Origin of the sequence: Methylobacterium sp. 174MFSha1.1 (genome assembly GCF_900116815.1) — a bacterium.
In the GTDB taxonomy this organism is placed as follows: Bacteria; Pseudomonadota; Alphaproteobacteria; order Rhizobiales; family Beijerinckiaceae; genus Methylobacterium.
The window spans coordinates 1-21,977 of sequence record NZ_FPCB01000005.1 but is presented as its reverse complement, the minus strand read 5'-3'; the positions used below and the strand labels follow the sequence as shown (position 1 = coordinate 21,977).

Sequence of the window (21,977 nt, the reverse complement as noted above, 5' to 3'; positions counted from 1 at the left end):
GATGGGAACGAAGAAGCACAAGCCGGAAGAGGTCGTGGCCAAGCTGCGGCAGGTGGACGTGCTGGTCTCGCAGGGGCAGAGCGTGGCTGACGCGATCCGGGCGATTGGCGTGACCGAGGTCACGTATTACCGCTGGCGCAAGGAGTTCGGTGGACTGAAGTCCGACCAGGTGCGCCGGATGAAGGAGCTGGAGACTGAGAACCAGCGGCTGCGCAAGGCGATCGCGGATCTTACCCTCGACAAGCTGATCCTGCAGGAGGCGGCCCGGGGAAACTTCTGAGCCCCGCGCGCCGGCGCGCCTGCATCGAGCATGTTCGGGACGTCCTGCACGTCTCTGAGCGCCGCGCCTGTCGCGCACTGGGCCAGCATCGCTCGACGCAGCGCAAGGTGCCGCGGGGCAGGGATGACGAGGCGGCGCTGACCGCTGATCTGATCGAGCTGGCGCGTCGCTACGGGCGCTACGGCTACCGGAAGATCGCGGCACTGCTGAAGGCTGCCGGCTGGCTGGTCAACGACAAGCGGGTCGAGCGGATCTGGCGACGCGAAGGGCTGAAGGTTCCGGCCAAGCAGCCCAAACGCGGACGGCTCTGGGACGGAGACGGATCGTGTCTTCGGCTGCGACCTGAGCACCGCAACCACGTCTGGGCCTACGACTTCGTGGAGGCGCGCACGCATGACGGACGCAAGTTCCGGATGCTGAACGTTGTTGACGAGTTCACCCGCGAATGCCTGGCGATCCGTGTGGCTCGCAAGTTGAAGGCAGCCGATGTGATCGACGTGCTCGGCGAGCTGTTCATCGTGCGCGGCGTGCCGGAGCACATCCGCTCGGACAATGGTCCGGAGTTCATCGCCAAATCTGTACAGGCCTGGATCGGGTCGATCGGCAGCCGGACTGTCTACATCGAACCTGGTTCGCCGTGGGAGAACGGATACGTGGAGAGCTTCAACGCACGACTGCGAGACGAACTGTTAAACGGAGAGATCTTCTACACGCTGAAGGAGGCACAGATCATCATCGAGAGCTGGCGACGGCACTACAATGGGGTGCGCCCGCACGGCGCGCTGGGCTACCGACCCCCGGCCCCGGAGGTGTTTGTGCCAGGCTTGCCCGCTTGGCCGGCTGCGCTCACCCGACCGGCTCCGCCGGCCAAGCTACCCGTGGAGCAAACGCCGACACTGCACTAACTTTGAACTTGGACCACCTCGTGGGGGCCGATCAGACAGAGGCTCTGGCCGCGGATCTCCACGAAGCAAGGTCAATGGCAACGACAGATGCTGAGATCGATGCGATTGACTGCGCCCGCTTTGTTACCTGTGCGCCTGCAATACACGCAACGCGCGTTTCGGGGCAGTTGGGCGACTGCTATGATTGGATTTGGACATCGATCGCGTCCACCCATGTGCGTGGACAGAGAATCAATAAAAACACTTACACGTTCCTGAGTTTGAATAACGCGCCTAATGAGTTGTTTGATTCGTACTTAAATCATGTGCCCGCGTTCGCAGCCGCCTGCTTCTATGTCGCCTACAAATTCGGCGGCCTCGATGCCTTGAGCGCGAACGTGGCGCCTGGTTGCTGGATGGTTGTTTCTAGCTTGCACGCACGTAACATGGATGATGAGCAAGCATTCGAAGCAATGGTCCAAATGGTGGTGTGGGCTGCGCATCGGAACTGGTCCGACGGTCACATTTGGGCACACAAACTACTAGCGCAAGCTGAGCAGGCGCAGTCGCCGCGGCAGCGTTTGCAGGCTGCGATGACATTTATCACGCCTGCCAACTGCTATGTCGACGGCACGCCTCAGGAGTGGGCAGTGCGAGCGCTCCGCGACCACCGCGGCGCGATGCTTGGGCATGAGTGCCTTCAGGCCCACGCGGTGGCTCTCGCGGGGCCATCGGAATGGCGGGAGCGACAGGCGGAGATCCTGGCGGAAATATCAAAATTTCGGGAAGAGTGTGTCGCCGCCGTGCGGGCAGGTGAGTCGGAGTTGGAGGTGCTGGAGCAAAGAGTATCGATCCTGCATCCGTTGATTTTTGTGCTCATGCAATGGGGCGAGGTAGAAGACATCGTTATAGTACTCGGAACTTGGTATCGAGCTCCCCACGCAGAGGCTGCTGATTCGGACGTATTGGTGATTGTACCCACCCTGAGTGGCGGCGCAGGTTACATTTGGCCGGGCGGACGGTGGCTTACGGGCACAGGCTCCTTTGTTAGTCACGATGCCATGCAACTGGCGGCAGGGACGGCACTCGGGTCCTATTTCCGCGGCTCCGAAGGTGACCACTTGCCGGATGGCTACGAAGAATTTCGCTTCGATATCGTTGACGCTGCCAAAGGGCATGTCTTTGAGGCCGCGATGGCCAAACACTACCGGTTCGAGGAACTCAAGGAGCGGCTACCCACCGGCTGGTCGCCTCGCGCGACGCTAGTATTTCCGAGCGGTCCAGAGCCAGTGCAGGCACTGCTCGCTAAGATGGCCGATGTGATGGCACCGATCGAGATCAGCTTCGAGCACCCGAGACCAACTCGTCCCATCCGGCGCGTTGCAGTATGGAGGGGTGGCCCTTGGCACGACGTCTTCGAGCTCGATGCCATCTGCCACGTTGCTGACCGAGCAGGCTGGACGGTCGATGTCCACGGCTCCGACGACGCCACGCGCGAGGATCTGCGCAGCTTCTACGAGAACGAAGAAGCCGACGTCGTGTGGGTCATCTCGCACGGCGCTCACGATCCATTCGCCGTTCGCGGCACAGGTCTTCACTTACCAGACGAAACATTGGTCGGTCTTGAGGACTTGCGCGGTTGGACGACGCCGGGCGATGGGCGACGCCTACTCGTCCTAAACAGCTGCAGCGGTGCCACAGCACAAGGCCGAGCCGGCATCGCGCGGATCGGCTTGGCACAGAGCCTTGTCTCCGGGTACCAAGCGGTGGTCGGCCATCTATGGCCGGTGCACTGGACTGCGGGCCTCGCGTTCGGCGCAGTGCTAGCAGCCAGCCTTGAAGATGATCCAACCGAGGCAGCGGTGCTCACGGCTGCAAAACGAATGAGATCGCCTGATCAGTTGCTGGCGTTTCTGGAGGATCGCTTCGAGGGATGCGGCGATTTGCTTGAGCGATTGCGCCGATCGGGAGAAGATTTGTCAAGCATTACGAACTGGGGTTGTCCTGTATTGCTAACATAATGAAGTTATTTTACAATCTGTGACTAGGGCCCCACCCGCCACGTGGCGTGGTCGGGCATAAGCGCCATGCGCTGACCAAAACGGATGGGCGCTTGGCTGGTAGCGGCAGTCTCACCGGCCAATCTGCATGAACAGCCACGTCCCTGTCACGCTGCTGCGCACCTTGCGCAGCCTGCGGCCGTACCTCGCGCGCTGCTTCGTCTATCGCGCCTGCCGGAGATCCGCTAAGCTATTTCGGTAGGTGCGATCCACTATCCGCCAGGAGGCAGCAGGCCGAAGCGCGCCGGGCCGCAGGCCGCTGTCGCAGAACCTCGACGATATGAGGGGCAATCGACCAGCAGGCGAGGCGGGAGGCTCAAGCGACCGTGCGCCGGCGCTATCATTCCTGAGAGGTGCGCGAATCGTCAGGCGTCAGGGCCGGAACTTGCTCTTTGTCGTCCGGTCGCTGTCCACGTAGCACTTCCAGTCAGCCCGGCCCAATCGATCCGGCTTATCTGCTAGAAAATTGTAATCGAAAAGATCGTCGGCGGATCCGGAGAATACGGTTTTCATGCACCTGCAGTACCTATCCTTATTAGCCCCGGCCCAAGAGGCTCCAACCCGGGTGTCCGCTATCTTGTCGAACGCCTTACTGCATTGAAGTTCGAAAGGGTCGATGGCATAGACGCTGGACGACATCAGCGTCAGCGCGAGGGCGGTGGCAAACAGGCGCATGCGCGGGTTTCTCGTTGCACGGTTGGGTGGGCCTTAACGGTAGCACGTGCGCCACAGAGGGGGGCGGTCCTCTCCCCTACCGCGGTCGGGAAGGGCTGCGATCTGCGAGAGAGGCGGCGGGCTTGAGTTCGCGGAGCCGCTGGCCGAAGCCCTCCATCGCCCCAGAGAACCACTTGTCGAGGTGGCAGGGGCGGATGCCCTCCCGGCCCATGTCGATCCGGGTGTTCAGCAGGTGGGACATGAACTCGGCCACCAGGGCGCCTTCCTCGCCCTCCGGCAGACATTCGCCGGCCAGCCCCAGGAACAACCCGTCCGCGTAGGCTGCCCCGAACAGCTCGCCCTCCGCCCGGTAGGCGCTCCGAACGTGCATGTCAGCGAGCTCCGCCGGGCAGGTCGTCCCACCGCTCGACGATGCGGGTGACGATACCACCTGGGGTGATCATTGTGTGCTGAGCGAAGGCACCCACCGTCCGGGCTCGCATGCCGTTCGGCAGGATGTCCGGCACAGCACGTTGGTGTTGGAGAAGTGCTAGCAGGTTCGGCACGTCCTGCGCCTCGTCCTCTGGGCACCAGCCGTGCGCCTCCAGGCGGGCGATCAGCTCCGGGTTGTTGCCGGGCATGATGACGCCGACGCCCTTGGGCTCGAGCTGCCACTCCGGCCGCTCAGTATTCAGCTCGTAGAGCTCGCCGCGGCCGCGCCGGTGCGACCACCCCGCCAGGATGACCTCCACCCGCTTTAGGTCCAGCCGGATCCCTGCTTCCGCCACCGCATCCGCCGGCAGCCCGTTGAGGCCGTTCTGCAGGTAGGCGTGCGTCAGGGGGATCACCTGCGAGAGCAGATCGTCGAAGTCCACGAGGTTGGCGGAGTTGAGGAGCGTAGCAAAGCCGCCGCCGAACCAGGTGGGCCCGCGGTAGGCGACCACGGTGGAGAGGTGGGCGAGGATGTGGACCTTCTGGGTGATGCCGGTCACCTGCCCCTCGGGGTTGTAGACGGCCCCGTCGGTCATGAGGTGGATGCGGTCGCGCCGCACGATGGCGTTGATGGCAGTCATGGGCGCTGCGTCCAGGTCGAGAGGAGAGAGAGGGAGAGCGACGGGGCGCCGATCGGGAGCGCGCCCGCGATGGCGCCTCCCACCGTGCCGAGAGCGGTCGCTAACGCGGCCCCGAGGGGGCCGGCCGGGCCCGCCACCGCGGTCAGCGCGATCATGGCGACGATCGCCAGGATGCTCTTGCCTGACGAGCCGCCGCCGGAGTTGCCGCCCATGGGTCGCGAGATGAACTCGACGTTGTCGTTGACCGCGAGGTGGTAGGTCTCCCACTCGGCCCGGCCGTAGCACTCGCCGTTGATGCGGCAGATGGTCGGGAGGTCGAACCGCCACGCGACCCGGGCGAGGTACGCTGCGACGGTCTCGCCCATGACGGCCTCCCCTTGCTCCATGGGGAGGATGAGGGCGCTGGGGTCATCGTCCGCCAGCGCGTCGATCAGCTGCAACCGTCGAACCACCGCGATCTTCATGTGCTGCTCTCCGTTGATGAGGCGCCGGTCACCTCCGACGCGCAGTTCGGGCCGGAGGCCGGGTCGATCATCTCGCCGATGTGGTCGGGCCAGCGGTGGATGATGGACGTGCTGCACCCGTCCTCGGTCACCATCGCGACCTGCACGAAGCCGCCCACCTGGAAGTTGGACCGGGCCAGGTCCTGGTCCATCGGGCAGGGCGTGTTCCGGGCGCCGGCCATGAACCGGGTCGCGATCTCGAACGGGTCCGACACGATGGCGGGATCGTCGAGGCCGTAGCGGGCCCGCAACTCGGCGCCCGGCCACGGCGCACCCTCGGCGTAGGCCATGGGCCGCAGGGTGTAGGCCGGCGTGTCGCCCTCCGGCTGCGAGCTGATGGCGTAGGTCTCGAACCGGGCCCGTCCTGGCGAGAAGCCGCCGAGGAACAGCTTGCCGTTAGTGGGAACGCCGCTCTCCCGCCGGAGCCAGGCGATCACCTCCTCGAACTTGGAGGGCAGGATGTCCTTCAGCCGGTCGAAATCTGCGGCGGCGAACCCGATCTCGAACCGGAGCGTCGGCAGGAGGAACCCCATCCCCTGCGCCACCATCACGGCCCCGCATTCCGGCATCAGCAGGATCTTCGAGCCGAAGCCGTGCACGCGCCCGTCCGGGCCGTAGAAGACGCCATCCGACGCCGCCAGGACGCCGTTGGCGCCCCGGGCCATGAAGATCGCGCTCACGGCAGCACCTCGCCGAACCCACCCGTCTCGCCGCACACGCCGCCATCGTTGAACTTGGGGATGGGGCTGACGCTGCCGGTCAGGAAGCCGAAGGCTTGCCCCAACATGCCGCCGAGCCCGCCGCTACCGGACCCTGACGCCGCGCCGAACAGGGGGTTCAGCAGGCTGTCGATGGTCTTGTTGATGAGGCTGTCGCCGATCCGGCTGAGGGCGTTCCCGAAGGCGCTCGCGGCCGACGTGCCGTGCATGAGGTCCGAGACGATTCCCTTCACTGCGCCGCCAGTGAGGTCGCGGCCGTAGGTGATCTGCTGGATCTCGCGCAGCTCGTTCGAAATCTTCCCGAACTGGTCGCTCCCCGGCGCGGCGTAGCGAGAGGCCTGCCGGAACACGTTCTCCTCGTCGGGCGTCCGGCCGATCGATCCGCGCATCAGGCGGACGTCCTCGTCGAACCGGCGGTTGAGGCTGGTGCTTGCCGCCTTGGCCCGCGCATCGGCGTTCTGCAGGATCACCGCCACCTGCTCCTTAAGGGCGCCGGTGAGATCCTTGGATTTCGCTCCCAGCACATCGTCCGCGGTCTTGAAGCGGTCCGCCACCTCGAGCCCCGCGGTGCGGGCCTGCGTCAGCTGGTCCTCGATGGCCTGTCGGCGCGACAGGGCCTCACCCGTGAGGCCGATCGCCCGCGTCTCGGCGTCGGTCCGGCGGATGGCCTCCTCCTGCGACCGGCCGATGGCGCCCTTCTGGACGGTCACGCGCTCGAGGGTGGCCAACGCTTGATCGACGGTCTTGCCGCCCCCGTAATAGCTGGCGTTGTTCGCCACGAGGGATTTGTCGATTCGGTCGAGGACAGCCTGGGCAGAATCGCCACCACGCCCGTCGCGCTCGGCGTCCAGCAGCGAACGGATGCCGGCCGCGCCGATGTTGTGGGCGCCATAGAGGTTGCGGGTCGTGGCGTCGTAGCCGTAGCGCCCCAGGTACTCGCCGTTCTCCCGGGTGAGCGAGGTCGCCAGCTGGTCCTGGTAGGTCGGGTTCCGTCGCAGGTCGAGGATGGCGCGGCGCGCCTCCGCGTTGAGGGTCGAGCCCTGCGGATCCGGGTACTCGTTTCTGATGCTCTGGTAGAGGTCCGGCAGGTTGCGGCGGAACTGGTCCAGCCAAGTGCTCGCCGTGAACTGGTACCGGCCGACGGCGCCGGAGGGGCTGACGGCCTTGTTGTCGAGAGCTCCGCTCTCGGCCGCCCGGATCGTCTGCAGGTAGTCCGCCGGGATGGCGACCTGACCGCGGGCGCGCTCCCGGGTCACGGCGTCGAGGTTGGCGATTTCGATGCTGCGGACGGCGCCCTGGCCGGCGAGGATCTGGGCGTTGCCGCCAGCCGTTTTGGCGAGTTCCTCGTACCGGTTCCGGATCTCGGTCAGGGCGCGATCGTAGGCGTTGAGGCCGGTGAGGCTGAAGGCGTCGCGGGCGGCCTTCTGTAGCTCGTAGGCGGCCGAGCCGCCGGCGCGGATCTTCTCCCGGATCTGGTCGAGTTGGCGCTGTGCGAGGTCGGCGTTGTCGAGGGTGGTGGCGTCCCTCAGCGCCGTCTCGAACTTCGCGGCATCCCGAGTCAGGCCCTCGAAATCGAACACCTCGGGGAAGGCCTTCCGGGTCAGGTCGTTGGCGCGCAGCGAGGCCTCAGCTTGGATCTTCGCCTGCGCCTGGCTGTATTCCAGCTGCGACTGCCGGCGGCGCTGCTCCTGCACGTCCTCGAGGTCGAGGGTGGCCTGTCCGATCTGGCGGGAGGCGCTCGGGGTGTAGGTCGGGACGATGGCGCGCACCTGCGCGTCCGTCAGGCCGCTCTTTAGCAGCTCGGCGACGTAATCGGGTTCGGTGGTGGGCGGGCCCTGCAGCGGCCGGGCCGTGACGCGCTGCAGGCGCTCCGTCAGCTCGCGCTGGCGCTGCTCCAGGCCCGGGGTCGAGAGGGCGGCGCCGATCGCGTCGCTGGCCTCGCTCGCCTTGCGCTTCACGTAGTCCCACGCATCGCCCCAGAGGCTCGTATCGGCCGTGTTCTGCTTGATGATCGGACTGAAGGCCTGGAACAGCGTCCGCTGCGCGCCGAGCTTGTTGCCGAGGTCCTCGGACCGGCGGATCTGTTCGAGCGTCGCCGCGGTGAGCCCGCCGAACCGGGTGTTGAGCTCTAAGGCGCCCTGCGATGGCGAGGCGAAGGCCTTCGTCAGCGACGTGTTGGCGGCGGGCAGGTCCTCGCCGACAGCCCGGCCGTAGTCCTTCACCACCGACAGCAGGTCGCCGAAGATCTCGCTCTGCACTCGGCCGGAGCGCGCGTACTCGGACGCCATGGTTCGGGCGGTGGAGGCGGTGAGCCGGCCGCTGTCCGCGGTCGAGGCAGCCACGCGGTTGATGCTGTCGGCCGTGGCGCCGCTGAGGGCGCCGACGTTCCTCACCGACTGCCGGACCTCCTCCTGGCCGTCGCTGTACCGGCTGAAGGCGACATAGGCGGCGGCTGCGGCCGCTCCCGCCGCGGTGAGGCCCACCGCCATCAGGCCCAGGGGCGAGGCGATCAGGCTGGCGCGCGAGGCGATGTCCTTCAGGGCCCCGCTGACGCCGCCTTCGGCGCCTTGCAGGATCTGCAGCACCTGGCCGCCCTGCGTCGCGACGACCTGCATCGCCGACGACCCGGACAGCAGCATGGTGCCCGCGTCGTTGGCCTGGAAGGACAGGTTGCGCCAGGCGTAGCCCTGCAGGCCGATGGCCTTGGTCAAATTGTCGTTGGCCGCGACACCGCCCTTGATGCGCGCCTCGGCCGCCGCATACAGCTGATCCGCGCGGGCCACGGTGGTCAGGTTCTGCGACAGCGCCGTGTCGAGTTCGCGCCGCACCTTGGCCAGCTTCTCGGACGCCCGGAACTCGTCGTCATACCGGCGCTGTACCGCGTCGAACCGGCGCTCTGCACTCAGCTGGGACCGCTCCAGCCTCTCGGTGGCGCCGACGACGCCGTCATAGGCCTTGGCGACCTTGTTGGCGGCGGCCTCGACCTGCGCCTCACCCGACGTGGTGTAGCGGATATCAATGACGGGGTTGGCGAGTTCGGCGAGCGACGGCATGGGGCCTCACAGGTGGATGATGATCGCGGGGACGCGGGTTTCCCGCTCCATCCGCATGGCGGATCGGCGGGCCGGCTGGTTCCGGAGAGCGGCGCGCTCGGCCCGGTTGGCGCCGCCGGCCACGTAGGACATGAGCGGCGAGCGGAAGCCGAACGAGATGCTGGCGAGGTTGCCGAATCGGCGGGACGCCAGGGCTGCGACGCCTTCGTAGACGCCATCGGGCGCCTGTTTCGACAGGCCCCGTTCGATTTTGCGGGCGTAGGGGGCGAGCGACATGAACACGAGTTCGGAGGCTCCGGCCGGGATCGGCTGGCCCACCTCGGCTTCGTGGCCGTCAACGTAGAAGGTGTGGGATTTCTGGTATTCGCCGGTCAAGACGGGCGAGTTCTCTTCGAGTCGATCGCGGATCCAGAGCAACGCCTGTTCGATCATCTCGAACCGGAAGACGATGTGGCCGCCGTCCGGGTTGACCGTCTCGAGGGCGGTGCCCTCCCGCCCGTCGACGAAGGTGTGGTGATCGGGCACCCGCCCCAGGACCGCCTTATGAGCGTCCTGAGCCTCCGACAGGATTGCGCGGGCCGCCGCCGCGGCGTACTGCGCCCGCACTTCCTTCGAGAGTGCCTTGTCGAGGACGAGGCCCACGCTGCGATCGAAGGGCGCGATGCGGCGGATGATGGCCATCAGTCACCCACGAGCCGGCCGACGCGCTCGGCGGCCCAGATCACGCCCAGCCGGAAGTTCTGGTAGAGGGGATCGGTCAGCAGCATGCGCGCCGTCTCGGGATCGTAGCGCAGCAGTTCGCCGTCCTCGCCAGTGAGGCCGGCCCAGTCGACCAGTGCGACCTCGTGCAGGCACCGGCTGGCGATGCCCTCTGCGGTGTCCCGGTCGATGCCGCGGGTGCGCTCCGCGCGCGGTACGGTTTCGATCAGCCGTGCCTCGAGCCGCCGGTAGGCCGTGCTGCCGACGCCGCGCACCTTGAGCCGCAGGCCTGGCAGGCCGGGGATGTCGTCCATCCAGCCGCCGTTCTCGATGCGGTCACCCAATTCCTTGATGTCCGAGATTTTCACGGTGTCTCTCCAGTTTGGGGACGCTCGGGCAGCCGGCATTTCCGCCGCCTGCTCGGGGTTGCCGGCGCACCGGCTCTGCGAGGTCCACCCGCAGCATCCGCCAGGGCCGGCGGGAATTTGATCAGAGGGCGCGCTGCTCCGGGCGCGGGACGCCTCGGTGGACGCGGTCAGCTTCGCGAGGCGGGCGTCAGGGCCGAGCCTCCGCCCCGGCCAACTCCTCCACCAGGCGGCTGAGGTGATCCCGCAGAGCCTCGGCCGGCATCAGACGTCCGAGATGCGCAACGCCTGCGGCGAGCATCGCCAGGCCGACCACCTTCTCGTCGATTCCCGGGCCGATCAGGCGCTCCCCGGCGATGACGATGCTGTTCGTGGCGTGCCGCAGCGCGGGGTTCTGGTTGTCGTTCACGGCGGGCTCCTGGTCGTGAGGCACGGCTCGGTCAGTGGGCATTTCGCGACAGGCTGCGCGAAAACCTCAACGGCCTGAAACATCAAGGGAAACGGCCCGGAAATGTCTCCAGAAAGGGGTCTTCGCCGGGGGTTTTGTGACGTGAAAATTCCAAGGGTGGCAGAAAAAATCTACGCCGGGCACCCGTTGCGGTGCGAACCCCCATCCGCCCCAGACTTTTGACCTCCCCCTCCCCCTCGACGTCAGTGGCAGCCCCATGGGTATCGGGCTCAGGGGCTGGCTCAGGCGGGCCGTGGGCGGGTTCGGTCGTGTGGGACGCTGCTTGCTGGACTGGAAGCCTGGTGGGCTTCCCTGGCCTCCTAATCGATGGGTCATGCTGCCGAGCGAGGAAGGGCAGCACGATGCTCACGCTGCTGGTCGAGGTGCTCCTCTGGAATATCTGCTTCCGGTGAGGTCGGTTCGTGCGAGATCTGGTGCGCCTCCGCACCACGAAACAATTCGCCTCGATCCACAACACACGCACGCAATCACCGACGGCTACGAAATCTCGCAACGCCGGCTGAAAGCAGTCGCTTGGGAGGCTCACATGGTCACGTCCAACCAATTCCGTCGCATGGCAGTCGCCGCCTTCGTTCTCGGTCTGGCGCTGGCGCCGGTGCTGAACCCGCTGCTGCCCTGATCCGGCAGCGGCCCGTGGCCGGCGCGCACTACCGCGTGGGGACCTCGGGCGGGTACACCGCCGCCATGCTCCGCGTCCTCAAACACGTCCTGATCGAGTACGGCCCCAATCGCGAAGCGCACATCGATGCGGCCGCGCGAGCCATCCTTGAGGCCTTTCCCGAAGCCTCGCTCGAGGTGGCGCCAGGGCTGCTCGACGATGATCTCCTGATCGAAGCCCGCATCCCGCTGCGCCGTGCGAAAGAGTGGCCGGCCGTGAGCCGTCGTGCGTACGCCGTAGGCGGTTTCGACGTGGGCTGAACTTTCCCCGGGGAGGCTTGTTGCCGACCTGCATCCACGCATGTCGGAGCTCCCCATGCCGAAGACTATCACAGCTGATTTTAAATCGCGCCGGGACGCCGAGATGGCGGTCGAGCACATCGTGCAGGAGCACGACCTGGACCGGAAGGCCGTCAGCATCGGGCCGGCATCAAGCGAGAACACGTCCGGGACGGAAGCGGCGCGGGCTGACGTGGAAGATGGGCACTTGAAGTCCGACACGGACGGCGAGCCAGCATTGCGCGGGAAGGTCAGGGTTTCGGTCCAGGTCGACGATGCGAATGCCGATAAGGTCATGGACTCGATAGAGACCTTCCATGGGGAGAAGGTCGCCTAAGCGAGGGGCCAACGGGGTCGTTTGTGCCGGCTGGTCAGCGGTATCGGCGGCCTCGCCATCACGAGAGCGCTGGGCGTGAACCGCGTTCAGCGCAGCCCGTGGCGGCGAGCACGGGCGTCGGCAGATTTCAGGGCGTGATGGTCCCTGCATAGTGCTTGGCCGTTCGCCGGGTCGTAGAGGGTGCCACCGTCGGAGCGCTCGACGATGTGATCGGCGATCAGGCTCACGCCGCCCTGTCCACCCTGGGCGTCGCAGCCGGGCCACTGGCAGCGCCAGTGTGCAGCCCGGAGGACAGCGAGGCGCCAAGCTCTATGCTCGGGCGTCAGCAACTCCGGGTCAGCGGATTTCGGCGGCGGGCTCACGGTCCGATGGTCGGCGACCTTCAGGAGGGGCCGGGCGAGACGGATCTTCGGGGACTTGCGCATCACCGCACCGCAGAAGTGGCCGGCTTGGGCTGCTCGTAAGCGAGCGCGAGCATCTCGAGGGTGCCGGCGCCAGCGCCGCAGTCGCGCAGCATCTGAATGCCGGCGAGGACGAGCTGCTCCCCAACGAGCTGCGCAGAGGTGCCGCTGTCGATCGCCCGAGCGGCCGTCACGTCGAGCTCGCCGCGGACGATATCAGGCGGCATCGGGCTGCTGGCCTGGTCGCGGGCGGCGATGCCGAGGGCGCGCACGTGCGCGGCGCCGTGCTGGTCGAGCACCTGCCGAGCGCCAGCGATGGTGCGGCCCTGGTCCCGCAGAAGGTGCCGGATCCCGGCGAGAAGCTCGAGGGTTGCGCGGTCGTAGAGCCGACGCCCGCCGGCCCTGATGAGCGGGCGGATCTGGGGGAACTGCTGCTGCCAGAACCTCAGGACGTGCGCGGGCTCGCCTACCTGCTCCGCCGCGGCGGCGATCGTGACATAGGAGGGGGCTGCCTGGCTGGGGCTGGGCATGGGTCGACCTCGGGTGCGCGAGTGGTGGCCCCAACGCCGTGCGGCCCACGGCCCGGGAGGGCGCAGGCTGGGCTCGCCGATGGGCGAGATCACGAGGGTTGGGGATCAGGGGGAAATGCAGCCGGCTGGCTGGCGCCAGGCTCTGGACACACTTCGAACTGTAGGAAGATTGATGCCGGGGTCTGCGCACAACTGCAAGGGGTTAACCGAAGACGCTTCGTGAACTAATGGAACCCAAATCGCGGATGGAGTTCACGTAATACGTCAACGTCGCAGGGCGGCGATTTTCTCGCGCGAGGGGAGACGCTGGCCGCTGGGCCGGATTGCGTTGGAGGTCCAGCCAGCGGCCGGACGCGCGCCGCCGCGGCGCACGCCACCCCAGAACGATGAAAGGTGGCCCTGCGGCCGCCCGGTCGATCCTTCGGGGTGTGGGCGCCCCACGGCGGGGCGCATCAGGGATCACGCCGCGAGGCGGTCGTTCCAGGCCTGCGCCTCCTCGGCTGTTGCGACGAAGGCGTAGACCCCGCCGGTGACCGGGCAGCGTACCGGATGCCGGGGCGCCGGCTGCGGGGTGGTTCCGGCGAGGAGCGTGGCGAAGGCGTCCTCGATGCTCTGTTCGGCCGTGGCCGGAGTAGCCTGGGCGATGATCTGGTTTAGGGCGGTGGCGAGTTCGTGGTTCACTTGGTATCTCCTCTGCCTGTGTTTATGTTTTACTTGCAGGCAGATGCGCGGTCAACAGTATATGACCGATAAATTTGAATATTATCTCGTTCACAGACGGTGGGCTAAGTTGAACTTAGGTCTTCATGCGCATGATGCCTGGGCCATCGCCGCATCGAGGCGTTCCACCTCGGGAGCGGGCCGGCCGAAGCCGTAGAAGCCGGCGACGCTGTCGATCGCGGACAGGACCAGGGCGGACACGTCGCGCGCATCGCGGCCTGTGACCCGGGCGATGGCGGTGAAGTCCTGCCGGTCCACCACGCGCATCCAGAGCAGGGCCTGCCCCTGGCGGCCGATGTAGGCGGTGAGGCGCTGCATCTCGGCCAGGCCATCCATGCGGTGGGCGGTGATGCCTGAGGCACCAGCGGAGGTGTCGACGGCAGGCTCGAACCGCGGCTCCGGGTAGAGGCCGACCTCGGCCCGGTGCCAGAGTTCGTCGAATGCCTCCATGGCGCGCAGGCGAGCCTCGGTGCGCTCCTTGGGGTCTCGGATGAGGGCGCCGTAGCCCGCCAGGGTGAGCCGTGCCTCGCTCCGGCCCTTCGCGTTGCCGAGGCGGATCTCGCGGCTGCCACCGGCGATGCGGCGGTCGAAGGTGAGGTTGGCGTCGAGATCCCGAAGCGCCTTCGTTCGGGCGGCATCGGCCTGGGCAAGGGCGGCCTCGCGCTTGCGTTCCGCCTTCAGCCGGCGGCGGAAGCCGGGGTGGCGCTCCTCGTGGCCGGTCAGGGCAACCTGAAGATCGGCGGCCGCCTGCTCCATCCCGATCGCCCGCTTGCGGGTCAGTTCGGCTTGGATGCTGCAGCCTGCCTGCTCAAGGCGAGCCGCGCTCTCACGCAGGCGCTCCGCCTCGCGCAGCAGCTGATCGCGGGCGCCGACGGCCCCGCGGTAGCTCTCGAAGTCCTGGGCCTCGTTGATCGGCATCGGCAGGGGGGACGCACTCACGCTAAAAACTCCGTCCATCGTCGGGAAGCTGCAGGCGGGATCCTGGTGCGCCACGGCGCCGCGCATCACGCTGCCAGCCAGCGTTTCAGATTGGCCGCGGCGCTTCGGCTGAGGCCGCGCGAGCCGTTGAGCGCCCGGATGATCTGGGGGTGCTCGACGCCGATCGCCCGGGCGAGTGCCGTCTTGGTGGTGTCCCGGCGGCGGAGCGTGTCGAGCACCAGCGTGGCGAGGGTCGCGGTGAGCCGCCCGCCCGCATAGGCCTGCAACTCGCCAGCGAGCGCCTGGGCGTCGACCGCCGGCGCGGCCAGATCTCCAAGCCCGATCTGCTCCGGTAGGCTCTCCGAGGTGGGATCGATGGCGGGGATGTGTCCTTGACGAACCGAATGCGCGCGGACGGGCGAAGGGGCGAATCCCTTGCCGGCGTGCTTCCACCGGACGCCAGGCTTCGGTCCGTATCGGCGATCCCACGGGATGCCAGCCGTGGTCCCCTCGCCGTTGCAAACGTCAGCCTGCTGCTGGGCTCCGCAGGCGAACAGGTCACTGGTGGCGTGATCGCGAGTGGGACGGGTCATGCTGCGACATCCCTGTTCGATGCTGAGGCGCTGGGGCGCCTTCGGGTGAGATGATGCCAGGCCGGGACTTCACCGCCGCGAAGCCGAAGCGCGCCGCGGTGGCGCGCTTGGGGCTCGGGGGGCTCCTGGGCTCAGGAGGACGAATCGGCGCTCCGACGGATCGTCCCAACGGTGGTGGGTGAGATGCCGAGCCGCCGGGCCACCTCACGGTCGGAGAGGCCTTCGGCGATCAGGGCTGCGGCGGCAGCGCGGCGCTCAGCCCGCGTCGTCGGCCGGTGTCCAGTTTGAACGGTCTGAGATTTGAGCCGGTCCTCTTGGCCGCCCACATATCTGGACGGCTTCAAGCCCCCGCGTTCACCGTGTCCAGTTTGGATGGCTGGACTGTGCTCCGCTGCCCGGATCCGCTCACCCATCCGGTCGACATCGCCACGAAGGGCGTTGAGGCAAGCCTGATCCTGCTCAGCTGGCCGGCTAAACCCAAGGTCCAAGACGTGCTGCATCCACGCTAGGCGCGCTCGTAGATCCCGCATCGAGCGCGCCGGCAGGCTATCCAGCAACTCCTCCAGGACGTAGCGCCGGGCCTCCACCCACGAGTGGGAGCTATAATCGCCTCCGTTGATCGCGCAGCGATCATCTTCAAGCCGTTCGGCCTCCTGAAACTCGGCAAAGGCCTGGGCGACTGTTACGGGCAGCGGCCAGCCGTGGCAGACCGCCTCGCGCACGGAGGCAGGCAGCTTGTCACGGCCGTCGAACGGATCCCAACCGGCAAGCCGGTAAGCGCCCTCGAAATCATGGCGTGGCTCGTAGATATGGGCGCAGGCCGCCCGGAGAGCGGCTTCCCGGGGCGTGTCAGCGAACACCGCTTGCTCGGTGTCGTACCGCGTCATGATCTCCTGGCACTTGGCCAAGCGATCAGCCTCCACCTTGGCGCGCTGCGCCCGCGCCTCCGGCGAGTTGAAGAGCTCATTGAAGGCGTCGACCATGGCTTCGGCCCGCGTCTTCAGGTTGGGGGTATCCAATTTGAACACCGCCTCCGCGACCGTCATGCCGACAGAGCGGGCGAGCACCTCCATCCGGCTCGCGGCCGCAGCCTTCTCGCCCGGGGTCGAGGCGCGATCGTGAAGGGCGCGGACCTTGGCGAATGTCTCCAGGCCATCAGCCATGGCGGCGGCCTCCAATGGAGCCGCCGAGCTCCTGAGCGACGAGCAGCCGTGCCTCCGCCCGGGCCGTGAAGGCGTCGTGGAGCTCGAGGTGGCGCCGGGCGCGCCGTGTGTCGCTCCTGGAGCCCGTCAGGAGCCGCCATGCCCGTGCGGCGCGGACGAGGGCAGTGATGCCGGCTCGAGCGGTCACGGCCGGCCCTCCTGCATCGTGCGGTTCAGATCCTCGATCACCTCGTCGGCTTCGGCATCAAGGAGCGCAACCAGGGCTTCTGCCCGCTTGGCGACGTCGTCGAGGACGAACTCGAGGATTTCCAGCTCGCGCGGCGACAAGAAGAACCGGCGATCCTCGCTGTCCAAGCCGCGGTTCGACAGCGACGACAACCACTGCTCGCCGAGGCGGGCAGCCCGGGCCGTGTCGCGCAGCGGGATGTCGATTTTCATGGTGAAGGGGACGGAGGCCATGGTCACGCCTCCCGGCCCGGAAATTCGAAGGCAATCGCGACGGCTGCCTGCCACCGCTCCTCGATCTGCTGGTGGAATTTCTCGATCGCCGCGCCCACAGCGTACAGCACCTCGGGCTCGATTTTGTGCGGACTGTCAGCGAGGTGGCCCATCAGCTTGCCGATGCCTTCTACGTGGGCGAGGTCGTATTCGATCGCGCCGAGCGCCTCGTTCAGTCGCTTCACCTGCCCTTGTCTCACTTGGACAACGCGCGTCGCGTCGATGTTCATTGTTTCGCAAGACTGCTCACTGTATATCTTGGTCGTCATCAGGTTCCCCTGTCTGGTGATGCGGCTGAGGGGCGCGGTCCAGGCGCTCCTCGGCCTCCCTCGTGTCAGGCTCACCGATCGGCAGAGGGCAGCCGACAGGCCCCACGCACCGGGCAGGTGCGCGATCTCAGCATTCGAAGCTTGGGGTTGAAGGAGGCCAGTACAGGAAGCGTCTCGTCCGCTTCGCTCCCTCACTGGTAAATTATATAGTGTCCGCCCTGAGTACCTATGGACGGCCTTGAACGGCGTTCACAGTCCGCGGAGAGGGACAGAAACGGCCACTTTGGATTTTAACAGTCCGCCCTGAGGGACAGACAGTCCGCCCTGAGGGACACCCTGTCCCTCTCCGCGGACTGTGAAATTGCTCCCGGGGGTCCAGCGCATGAAGCGCTTCGAAGGCAGATTCCCGGTCACATCGCATCGGTGTTCGGTCAGCAGCCATTCCGTCGCCCGCCGATCCTTGCGCCCTCCGAAGCTGCCGCGGATCACTGCCTCGATGAAGCCGTGCGCCTGCAGCTCGAGGAACGCCTTCGCAGCGGTCGACTTGCTGATGTGGAGTTCCTCGACAACCTGCCGGACGGACAGGACCAGCAGGCCGTTGTTGTTGCCCTTGTAGAGCGCCTTGAGGAGCACGTAGAGGGCCCTAGCGACCGGCGTGAGATCCCGCCAAGCCGCGCTGTCCATGAACCAGGCGTAGAGCCTGACGTGATCGGCGGCTTTCTCCGATCGGCCAGTGTGGTTGTGCCGCTTGGTCATGCGGCACCACCTTCTCCGACGATCAAGAGCCGCCAGAGGTTGGCTCGGATCGCAGCCTCGTAGCTGGCGACCTCGCTCCGGACGAGGGGGTCGGCGACACCCTTCTTGCGCAAGCCATCCTCAAGGCGCCGCAGCTGGTCCCGGAGGTGTCCCTCGGCGTGCTTTGCCGGCAGGCCCGCCATGTAGGCCGCCGTCTTCCGGATCTGCGAGACGCGGCGAGCGAACCGGAAGGGCACCACGATGGCGCTCATCGGCTGTCCTCCGTCGTGCCGGCGGTCTGGGCCGCGAGTGCGGCTGTGGCGGCCTTCTGATCCCCGAAGGCGCCAACGGGCGTCCCATCGACCATGAAGGCGTAGACGCTGCCGGCCGAGCGCCGGATCGTCCCGAGGAGGGTGCGGCCGGCGTAGACAGAGATCTCGCCGCGGGTCTGCTGCTGCTTCATGACCGCGCCTCCTGCCGCTCGATCCAGGCCAGGATGGTCGACCGGCGGGCGCAGATCGTGCCTCCCAATTTGAAGGTCGGCAGTCCGAGCTTGTCGGCAGCGTGGTAGATCCGACGACGGTTCGCCTCGCTCGCATCGCCGAACATGAACTCGGCAATGACCTCAGCTCCGGTCATAAGATCTTCAGCGAGCGGCAAGCCACTATCGTTCGCGCCCAACGAGCGCGTTGCATTTACAGTCATATTTTTCTCCTGAATTATTTGACTAGAGCTTTGGCTATCTTCAGGACTGTAATTTGACTTATGATAGTCAGGTCGAGCCTGTCTTTTCGCGGCCTCGCTATATCGGGCAGGAAGTTGACAGCAACAAATTTGTAGCCACCTCCCCTCTCTTTGAGTTCTAACGATGCTCCACCACTGGGTTTTAAGAAGTTTATTTCAAGTCTGATTTGATTGTGTATGTCTGAGATTAGGTCATGTCTATCAACACCGCCTTTCGGAAAATCGAAGCCATCGACAACTGCAGTTCCAAGCTTGTCCTCTCCGGAGAACGAATCGAATGCAGTCGCCATCATACATTCTAGAACGTCGCCGAAATCAGCTTTCGCCATTATGATATCCCAGAGGGGGCCCTTACCGTTAGGGAGCAGGCCTCTTGCTGATTTCTGTCGAAAGCTGCGGAATTCATCGACTATTTCACCAGCTTCGCGATTTGAGCTGGAGCCATTGACGCCGATCAGTAGATTTGTTGCGTCCTTTGCGGTCATTTTTGCAGCAGAAAGGCCTCGCCCTCCTTTAGATATATGGCCTTTATCGCGTACGATTATGCCAATTCCACGGACTGTCATTTCATCCATGCCCTCTGCATCTGCGAGTGCACGAACCATGTCGTTGAAGAACGCCATTGGCGCCGTCCCATGTCGGTAAAAATTACATGAACCCATGGACGCGTCAAGCGCCATGTCGTACCATTCTACATGGCGCTGGCAAAAATCGTAAGGGGCAGGCCCGCGTCGGTAGCTCAGTTAGGGAATGCAACGGCATGGCAACGATACGAAAGCGAACGCTCCCGAGTGGCAAGCAGGTCTGGCTCGCCGGCTATGTGGACGGGGGTGGCAAGCGCCGCTTTAAGCAATTCAGCACGAGGAAGGAGGCCGACCAGTTTCTGACCCGCGCTCGGTCCGAGGTCGCCCACGGGGTGCACGTCCCGGAATCACAGAGCATGACCGTCGGACTGGCGGCGGACGCCTGGCTCAAGCACGCCGAGGAGCAGGGCCTCGAGTGGTCGACGGTGCTGCACTACCAGCAGCACGTGAACGAGCACATCCGACCCCTCATTGGCAGCTTGCGGCTGACCGCCGTCACCACTCCGAGGGTCTACGCCTTCGCGGAAGAGCTCCGAGCGAAGGGCCGCTCACAGGAGATGGTCCGCCGTGCGGTCCAGTCGCTCGGGCGCATCTTCCGGTTCGCCAAGGGCCGCGGGCTGGCCGGTCAGAACCCGGTGGCGGACGTGAAGCTGAAGCGCTCGAAGCGCGATCAGGGACGCGTGGAGATCCCGACCAAGGAGGAGCTGCGGGCGATTTTGGCGGCCGCGCAGGGCCGCTGGCGCCCGCTCATCGTGACGGCGATGTTTACGGGCCTGCGGGCAAGTGAGCTGCGCGGGCTGCGGTGGGCCGACATCGACATGAAGCGGCGCGTGCTCACGGTCCGGCAGCGGGCAGACGCCTGGAAGCGCATTGGGCCGCCGAAGTCCGAGGCCGGCACGCGCGACGTCCCCCTCGGCCCGATGGTGGTCAACACGTTGCGGGAATGGCGCCTGGCCTGTCCGAAGGGGGAGCTTGACCTCGTGTTTCCTTCCGGGGCCGGACAAGTGGAGCACCATCCCAACATCATCGCCCGGGGATGGGAGCCGACGCAGGTCGCAGCCGGCGTGTCCGAGATGGTCGAAGGCAAGGGCAAGGATGGTAGCCCGGCGAAGGTGGCGAAAGGCCGGTACAACTTCCATGCCCTCCGGCACGCCGCGGCCTCCATGTTCATCGAGAGCGGCATGACGCCGAAACGCGTGCAGGCGATCATGGGGCACTCGAGCATCGTGGTGACCTACGACACGTATGGGCACCTGTTCAGCGACGACGAGGCGGACCAGAACGCCGTCCGAACGATCGAGGAACGTCTCCTCGGCTGATCGCGCAACACGCCTGCAACACGGGCGGAAAAATCCCTATTACTTCAAATATGTTAGCTGGACTCTGACTCCGTTAGTCGAGGTTCGAATCGTCGTCCCCCAGCCACCATATTCTTCACGCACTTGGCGGCTATGATGCTCCCCTCACGGGGGTCCTTGGTGCCGTTCTGGGCATGTGTTCTAGACACCTGACCCAGTGACCTGTTTAGAGGTCGGGTGCTTTGCCCTCCCCGTATGGGTCTCCCTCCTCTCCATACAAATCGTCGATCACGCGCCTGTTCGAACTCCGCCTGTCTGCGGTCCTGACGCAGGTCGTCCTCTGGCCGAGGATATCGGCGATCTCGCGCTCGGTCTTGCCGTGCTCGCGCAGGCCCAACGCCACCGAATGCCGGAGCCCATGCGGCGCCAGCTCGGGCTGACCTTCCCGTCCCCCTCCAGGCGCAACCGCACCTCACGCTTCCGCGGCGCAAAGTTCAGGGCCGACTGGAACGTATCGAGCGCCAAATCGTAGTTCGGGCAGACGTGGCGCGCCGGAGCGGCGCCCAGCAACTCACATTCGAAAGTCGAACGGTCATGTTGCTTTTTGAAGTGACAGACGCCCTTGGCGTGGGCGATCTTTTTCGCGATGTCATGAGGCCGCTCGACACCTATCTCTCCAATGGCGAGGTCGAGGCAGGTCAGCCGATCGGGCATCGCGATGCCGATCCATCGGCGACCACGCTGCGTGACGGGACCATTCGGCGCAACGCCATTCGGCGCGTGCCGGAGACCGTCTCGGCCCACGGGTGAGAGCGGCGGCCTCACCGCGCCCTCGCCAAGTATCCTTTCGAGTCGAGCGTCACTCAGCACAAGGAAGGCGCGCCGAGCGTCTCTGAGCACGGTCGAGGCTTGCCGAAAGGCACGCCGAACCGCCGAGATCTCAGCCCGCCCGGGTCACCCCGCGGCGGGCTTGTCTATGAACGAGCGCGGTCCCGCGCGATCAGCTCGCGTGCCTCTCGCAGACGGTCCCGATCAGGCGGCGGAGCGGGCGGCGTGGGGAGAGAGGGTTGCTCCAATGGCGTTGTCGGCGTGACCGGCCTCGGTCCCGGCGCTCGGCGCCCGCCAGCGCAGAAGATCCCGCTTCGCGACCTCGACCAGGAGCGTGACCTCCCCCTCGTCCCCTTCCTCGGCCCCTTCCTCGTCTCCTTGCCACAGGCTCCGGGGCAGCAGCGCATCCCCATCGGTCCAGCGGTGCAGGCCGCCCGAGGCAAGCGGCTCGACCGGGTAGAAGCCCCGGCCCAGGCGCGCGTCGTCGAGGCCGATCTCACGCCGGACGCCTCGCCCGTCGCACAGCGCCAGCCGCTTGAGATCGACGCCCAGCCGGCGCCCGTCCCGGCTGTCGCTCACCCCCGACGGCGTGCTCGCGAGGGAGCGCAGTCGCACGTCGCCGCAACCCGCCGGCAACCGGAACCGCGCCGTCGCGCCGTCCAGG

At 66.2% G+C, this 21,977-nt stretch carries 29 protein-coding genes and 2 pseudogenes; 7 read left to right on the top strand and 24 right to left on the bottom strand.

The annotated features are described in order from the left end of the window. The first annotated feature begins 1 nt into the window (after nt 1). The 3 genes and pseudogenes from BM430_RS01980 to BM430_RS35145 all read left to right on the top strand — a co-directional run. A protein-coding gene (locus BM430_RS01980; RefSeq protein ID WP_093564805.1) for an IS3 family transposase occupies nt 2–1,185 on the top strand; the annotation gives its coding sequence in 2 pieces (ribosomal slippage) (nt 2–266 and nt 266–1,185; 1,185 coding nt in all). Between the two features lie 74 nt (nt 1,186–1,259). Further along, entirely contained in the window at nt 1,260–3,185 is a 1,926-nt protein-coding gene (locus BM430_RS01975; RefSeq protein ID WP_143131927.1) for a CHAT domain-containing protein, read from the top strand. 35 nt (nt 3,186–3,220) lie between these two features. Beyond that, a pseudogene (locus BM430_RS35145) lies at nt 3,221–3,396 on the top strand (IS5/IS1182 family transposase); the annotation flags it as partial. Nucleotides 3,397–3,596: 200 nt separating this feature from the next. Here the strand turns inward: BM430_RS35145 and BM430_RS01970 are convergent. The 9 genes from BM430_RS01970 to BM430_RS01930 all read right to left on the bottom strand — a co-directional run bounded on the left by BM430_RS01970 (nt 3,597) and on the right by BM430_RS01930 (nt 10,699). Continuing rightward, entirely contained in the window at nt 3,597–3,899 is a 303-nt protein-coding gene (locus BM430_RS01970; protein ID WP_093564802.1) for a hypothetical protein, read from the bottom strand. Nucleotides 3,900–3,975: 76 nt separating this feature from the next. Further along, entirely contained in the window at nt 3,976–4,269 is a 294-nt protein-coding gene (locus tag BM430_RS01965; protein ID WP_093564800.1) for a hypothetical protein, read from the bottom strand. A gap of 1 nt (nt 4,270) precedes the next feature. Next, nucleotides 4,271–4,951 (bottom strand): hypothetical protein, encoded by a 681-nt coding sequence (locus tag BM430_RS01960; protein WP_093564798.1) that lies wholly within the window; start codon nt 4,949–4,951, stop codon nt 4,271–4,273. Further along, nucleotides 4,948–5,415 (bottom strand): hypothetical protein, encoded by a 468-nt coding sequence (locus BM430_RS01955; RefSeq protein WP_093564796.1) that lies wholly within the window; start codon nt 5,413–5,415, stop codon nt 4,948–4,950. The genes BM430_RS01960 and BM430_RS01955 overlap by 4 nt, the downstream gene beginning before the upstream one ends. Further along, nucleotides 5,412–6,134 (bottom strand): hypothetical protein, encoded by a 723-nt coding sequence (locus BM430_RS01950; protein ID WP_093564795.1) that lies wholly within the window; start codon nt 6,132–6,134, stop codon nt 5,412–5,414. Before BM430_RS01950 ends, BM430_RS01955 begins: the two co-directional genes overlap by 4 nt. Continuing rightward, complete coding sequence (locus BM430_RS01945; RefSeq protein ID WP_093564794.1) at nt 6,131–9,226, bottom strand: phage tail length tape measure family protein; 3,096 nt, start codon at nt 9,224–9,226, stop codon at nt 6,131–6,133. Before BM430_RS01945 ends, BM430_RS01950 begins: the two co-directional genes overlap by 4 nt. Before the next feature lie 6 nt (nt 9,227–9,232). Then, on the bottom strand, nt 9,233–9,907 hold the full coding sequence (locus tag BM430_RS01940) for a hypothetical protein (protein ID WP_093564793.1): 675 nt from the start codon (nt 9,905–9,907) through the stop codon (nt 9,233–9,235). Next, nucleotides 9,907–10,293: a hypothetical protein gene (locus tag BM430_RS01935; RefSeq protein ID WP_093564792.1), complete on the bottom strand. Its 387-nt coding sequence runs from the start codon at nt 10,291–10,293 to the stop codon at nt 9,907–9,909. The genes BM430_RS01940 and BM430_RS01935 overlap by 1 nt, the downstream gene beginning before the upstream one ends. Before the next feature lie 187 nt (nt 10,294–10,480). Beyond that, complete coding sequence (locus tag BM430_RS01930) at nt 10,481–10,699, bottom strand: hypothetical protein (RefSeq protein ID WP_093564790.1); 219 nt, start codon at nt 10,697–10,699, stop codon at nt 10,481–10,483. A gap of 693 nt (nt 10,700–11,392) precedes the next feature. On the opposite strand from BM430_RS01930, the gene BM430_RS01925 reads away from it, so the two are divergent. Together BM430_RS01925 and BM430_RS01920 are read left to right on the top strand one after the other, a co-directional pair. Beyond that, complete coding sequence (locus BM430_RS01925; RefSeq protein WP_244539265.1) at nt 11,393–11,677, top strand: hypothetical protein; 285 nt, start codon at nt 11,393–11,395, stop codon at nt 11,675–11,677. Nucleotides 11,678–11,732: 55 nt separating this feature from the next. After that, a complete protein-coding gene (locus BM430_RS01920; RefSeq protein WP_093565366.1) occupies nt 11,733–12,032 on the top strand; it encodes a hypothetical protein in 300 nt (99 codons plus the stop codon). 86 nt (nt 12,033–12,118) lie between these two features. Here the strand turns inward: BM430_RS01920 and BM430_RS35510 are convergent, their stop codons facing one another. The 14 genes from BM430_RS35510 to BM430_RS33690 form a co-directional block, all read right to left on the bottom strand. Continuing rightward, nucleotides 12,119–12,457 carry an HNH endonuclease gene (locus BM430_RS35510; RefSeq protein WP_093564788.1) on the bottom strand — a complete coding sequence of 113 codons (339 nt, stop codon included), beginning with the start codon at nt 12,455–12,457 and terminating at the stop codon, nt 12,119–12,121. Beyond that, on the bottom strand, nt 12,457–12,963 hold the full coding sequence (locus BM430_RS01910; protein ID WP_093564786.1) for a MerR family transcriptional regulator: 507 nt from the start codon (nt 12,961–12,963) through the stop codon (nt 12,457–12,459). Before BM430_RS01910 ends, BM430_RS35510 begins: the two co-directional genes overlap by 1 nt. A 459-nt stretch (nt 12,964–13,422) precedes the next feature. Continuing rightward, nucleotides 13,423–13,644 (bottom strand): hypothetical protein, encoded by a 222-nt coding sequence (locus BM430_RS01905; protein ID WP_093564784.1) that lies wholly within the window; start codon nt 13,642–13,644, stop codon nt 13,423–13,425. Nucleotides 13,645–13,767: 123 nt separating this feature from the next. Further along, on the bottom strand, nt 13,768–14,622 hold the full coding sequence (locus BM430_RS01900; protein ID WP_143131926.1) for a hypothetical protein: 855 nt from the start codon (nt 14,620–14,622) through the stop codon (nt 13,768–13,770). A 65-nt stretch (nt 14,623–14,687) separates the two neighbouring features. Further along, nucleotides 14,688–15,194 carry a hypothetical protein gene (locus tag BM430_RS33695; RefSeq protein WP_143131925.1) on the bottom strand — a complete coding sequence of 169 codons (507 nt, stop codon included), beginning with the start codon at nt 15,192–15,194 and terminating at the stop codon, nt 14,688–14,690. Nucleotides 15,195–15,325: 131 nt separating this feature from the next. Further along, entirely contained in the window at nt 15,326–16,357 is a 1,032-nt protein-coding gene (locus BM430_RS01890) for a helix-turn-helix domain-containing protein (RefSeq protein ID WP_143131924.1), read from the bottom strand. Then, complete coding sequence (locus tag BM430_RS01885) at nt 16,350–16,544, bottom strand: hypothetical protein (RefSeq protein ID WP_093564776.1); 195 nt, start codon at nt 16,542–16,544, stop codon at nt 16,350–16,352. Before BM430_RS01885 ends, BM430_RS01890 begins: the two co-directional genes overlap by 8 nt. Further along, nucleotides 16,541–16,816 (bottom strand): hypothetical protein, encoded by a 276-nt coding sequence (locus BM430_RS01880; RefSeq protein WP_093564774.1) that lies wholly within the window; start codon nt 16,814–16,816, stop codon nt 16,541–16,543. The genes BM430_RS01885 and BM430_RS01880 overlap by 4 nt, the downstream gene beginning before the upstream one ends. A 2-nt stretch (nt 16,817–16,818) precedes the next feature. Continuing rightward, on the bottom strand, nt 16,819–17,124 hold the full coding sequence (locus tag BM430_RS01875; protein ID WP_143131923.1) for a hypothetical protein: 306 nt from the start codon (nt 17,122–17,124) through the stop codon (nt 16,819–16,821). Nucleotides 17,125–17,373: 249 nt separating this feature from the next. Continuing rightward, nucleotides 17,374–17,880 carry a GntR family transcriptional regulator gene (locus BM430_RS01865; RefSeq protein WP_093564771.1) on the bottom strand — a complete coding sequence of 169 codons (507 nt, stop codon included), beginning with the start codon at nt 17,878–17,880 and terminating at the stop codon, nt 17,374–17,376. Then, the gene (locus BM430_RS01860; RefSeq protein WP_093564769.1) at nt 17,877–18,131 is read right to left on the bottom strand and encodes a DUF6074 family protein; all 255 of its coding nucleotides are present in this window, start codon (nt 18,129–18,131) and stop codon (nt 17,877–17,879) included. Before BM430_RS01860 ends, BM430_RS01865 begins: the two co-directional genes overlap by 4 nt. Continuing rightward, entirely contained in the window at nt 18,128–18,322 is a 195-nt protein-coding gene (locus tag BM430_RS01855) for a hypothetical protein (protein WP_093564767.1), read from the bottom strand. Before BM430_RS01855 ends, BM430_RS01860 begins: the two co-directional genes overlap by 4 nt. Further along, nucleotides 18,319–18,519 carry a DNA-binding protein gene (locus tag BM430_RS01850; protein WP_244539263.1) on the bottom strand — a complete coding sequence of 67 codons (201 nt, stop codon included), beginning with the start codon at nt 18,517–18,519 and terminating at the stop codon, nt 18,319–18,321. The genes BM430_RS01855 and BM430_RS01850 overlap by 4 nt, the downstream gene beginning before the upstream one ends. A 59-nt stretch (nt 18,520–18,578) precedes the next feature. Beyond that, complete coding sequence (locus BM430_RS33690) at nt 18,579–19,226, bottom strand: hypothetical protein (RefSeq protein WP_143131922.1); 648 nt, start codon at nt 19,224–19,226, stop codon at nt 18,579–18,581. A gap of 317 nt (nt 19,227–19,543) precedes the next feature. Between BM430_RS33690 and BM430_RS01845 the strand changes: the two genes are divergently transcribed. Further along, entirely contained in the window at nt 19,544–20,506 is a 963-nt protein-coding gene (locus tag BM430_RS01845; RefSeq protein WP_244539262.1) for a tyrosine-type recombinase/integrase, read from the top strand. A 573-nt stretch (nt 20,507–21,079) separates the two neighbouring features. After that, nucleotides 21,080–21,295, top strand: coding sequence for a hypothetical protein (locus tag BM430_RS01840; protein WP_093564761.1), 216 nt, complete (start codon nt 21,080–21,082; stop codon nt 21,293–21,295). A 222-nt stretch (nt 21,296–21,517) separates the two neighbouring features. Here BM430_RS01840 and BM430_RS01835 read toward each other — a convergent pair. Beyond that, nucleotides 21,518–21,977 (bottom strand): annotated as a pseudogene (locus BM430_RS01835) (hypothetical protein); the annotation flags it as partial.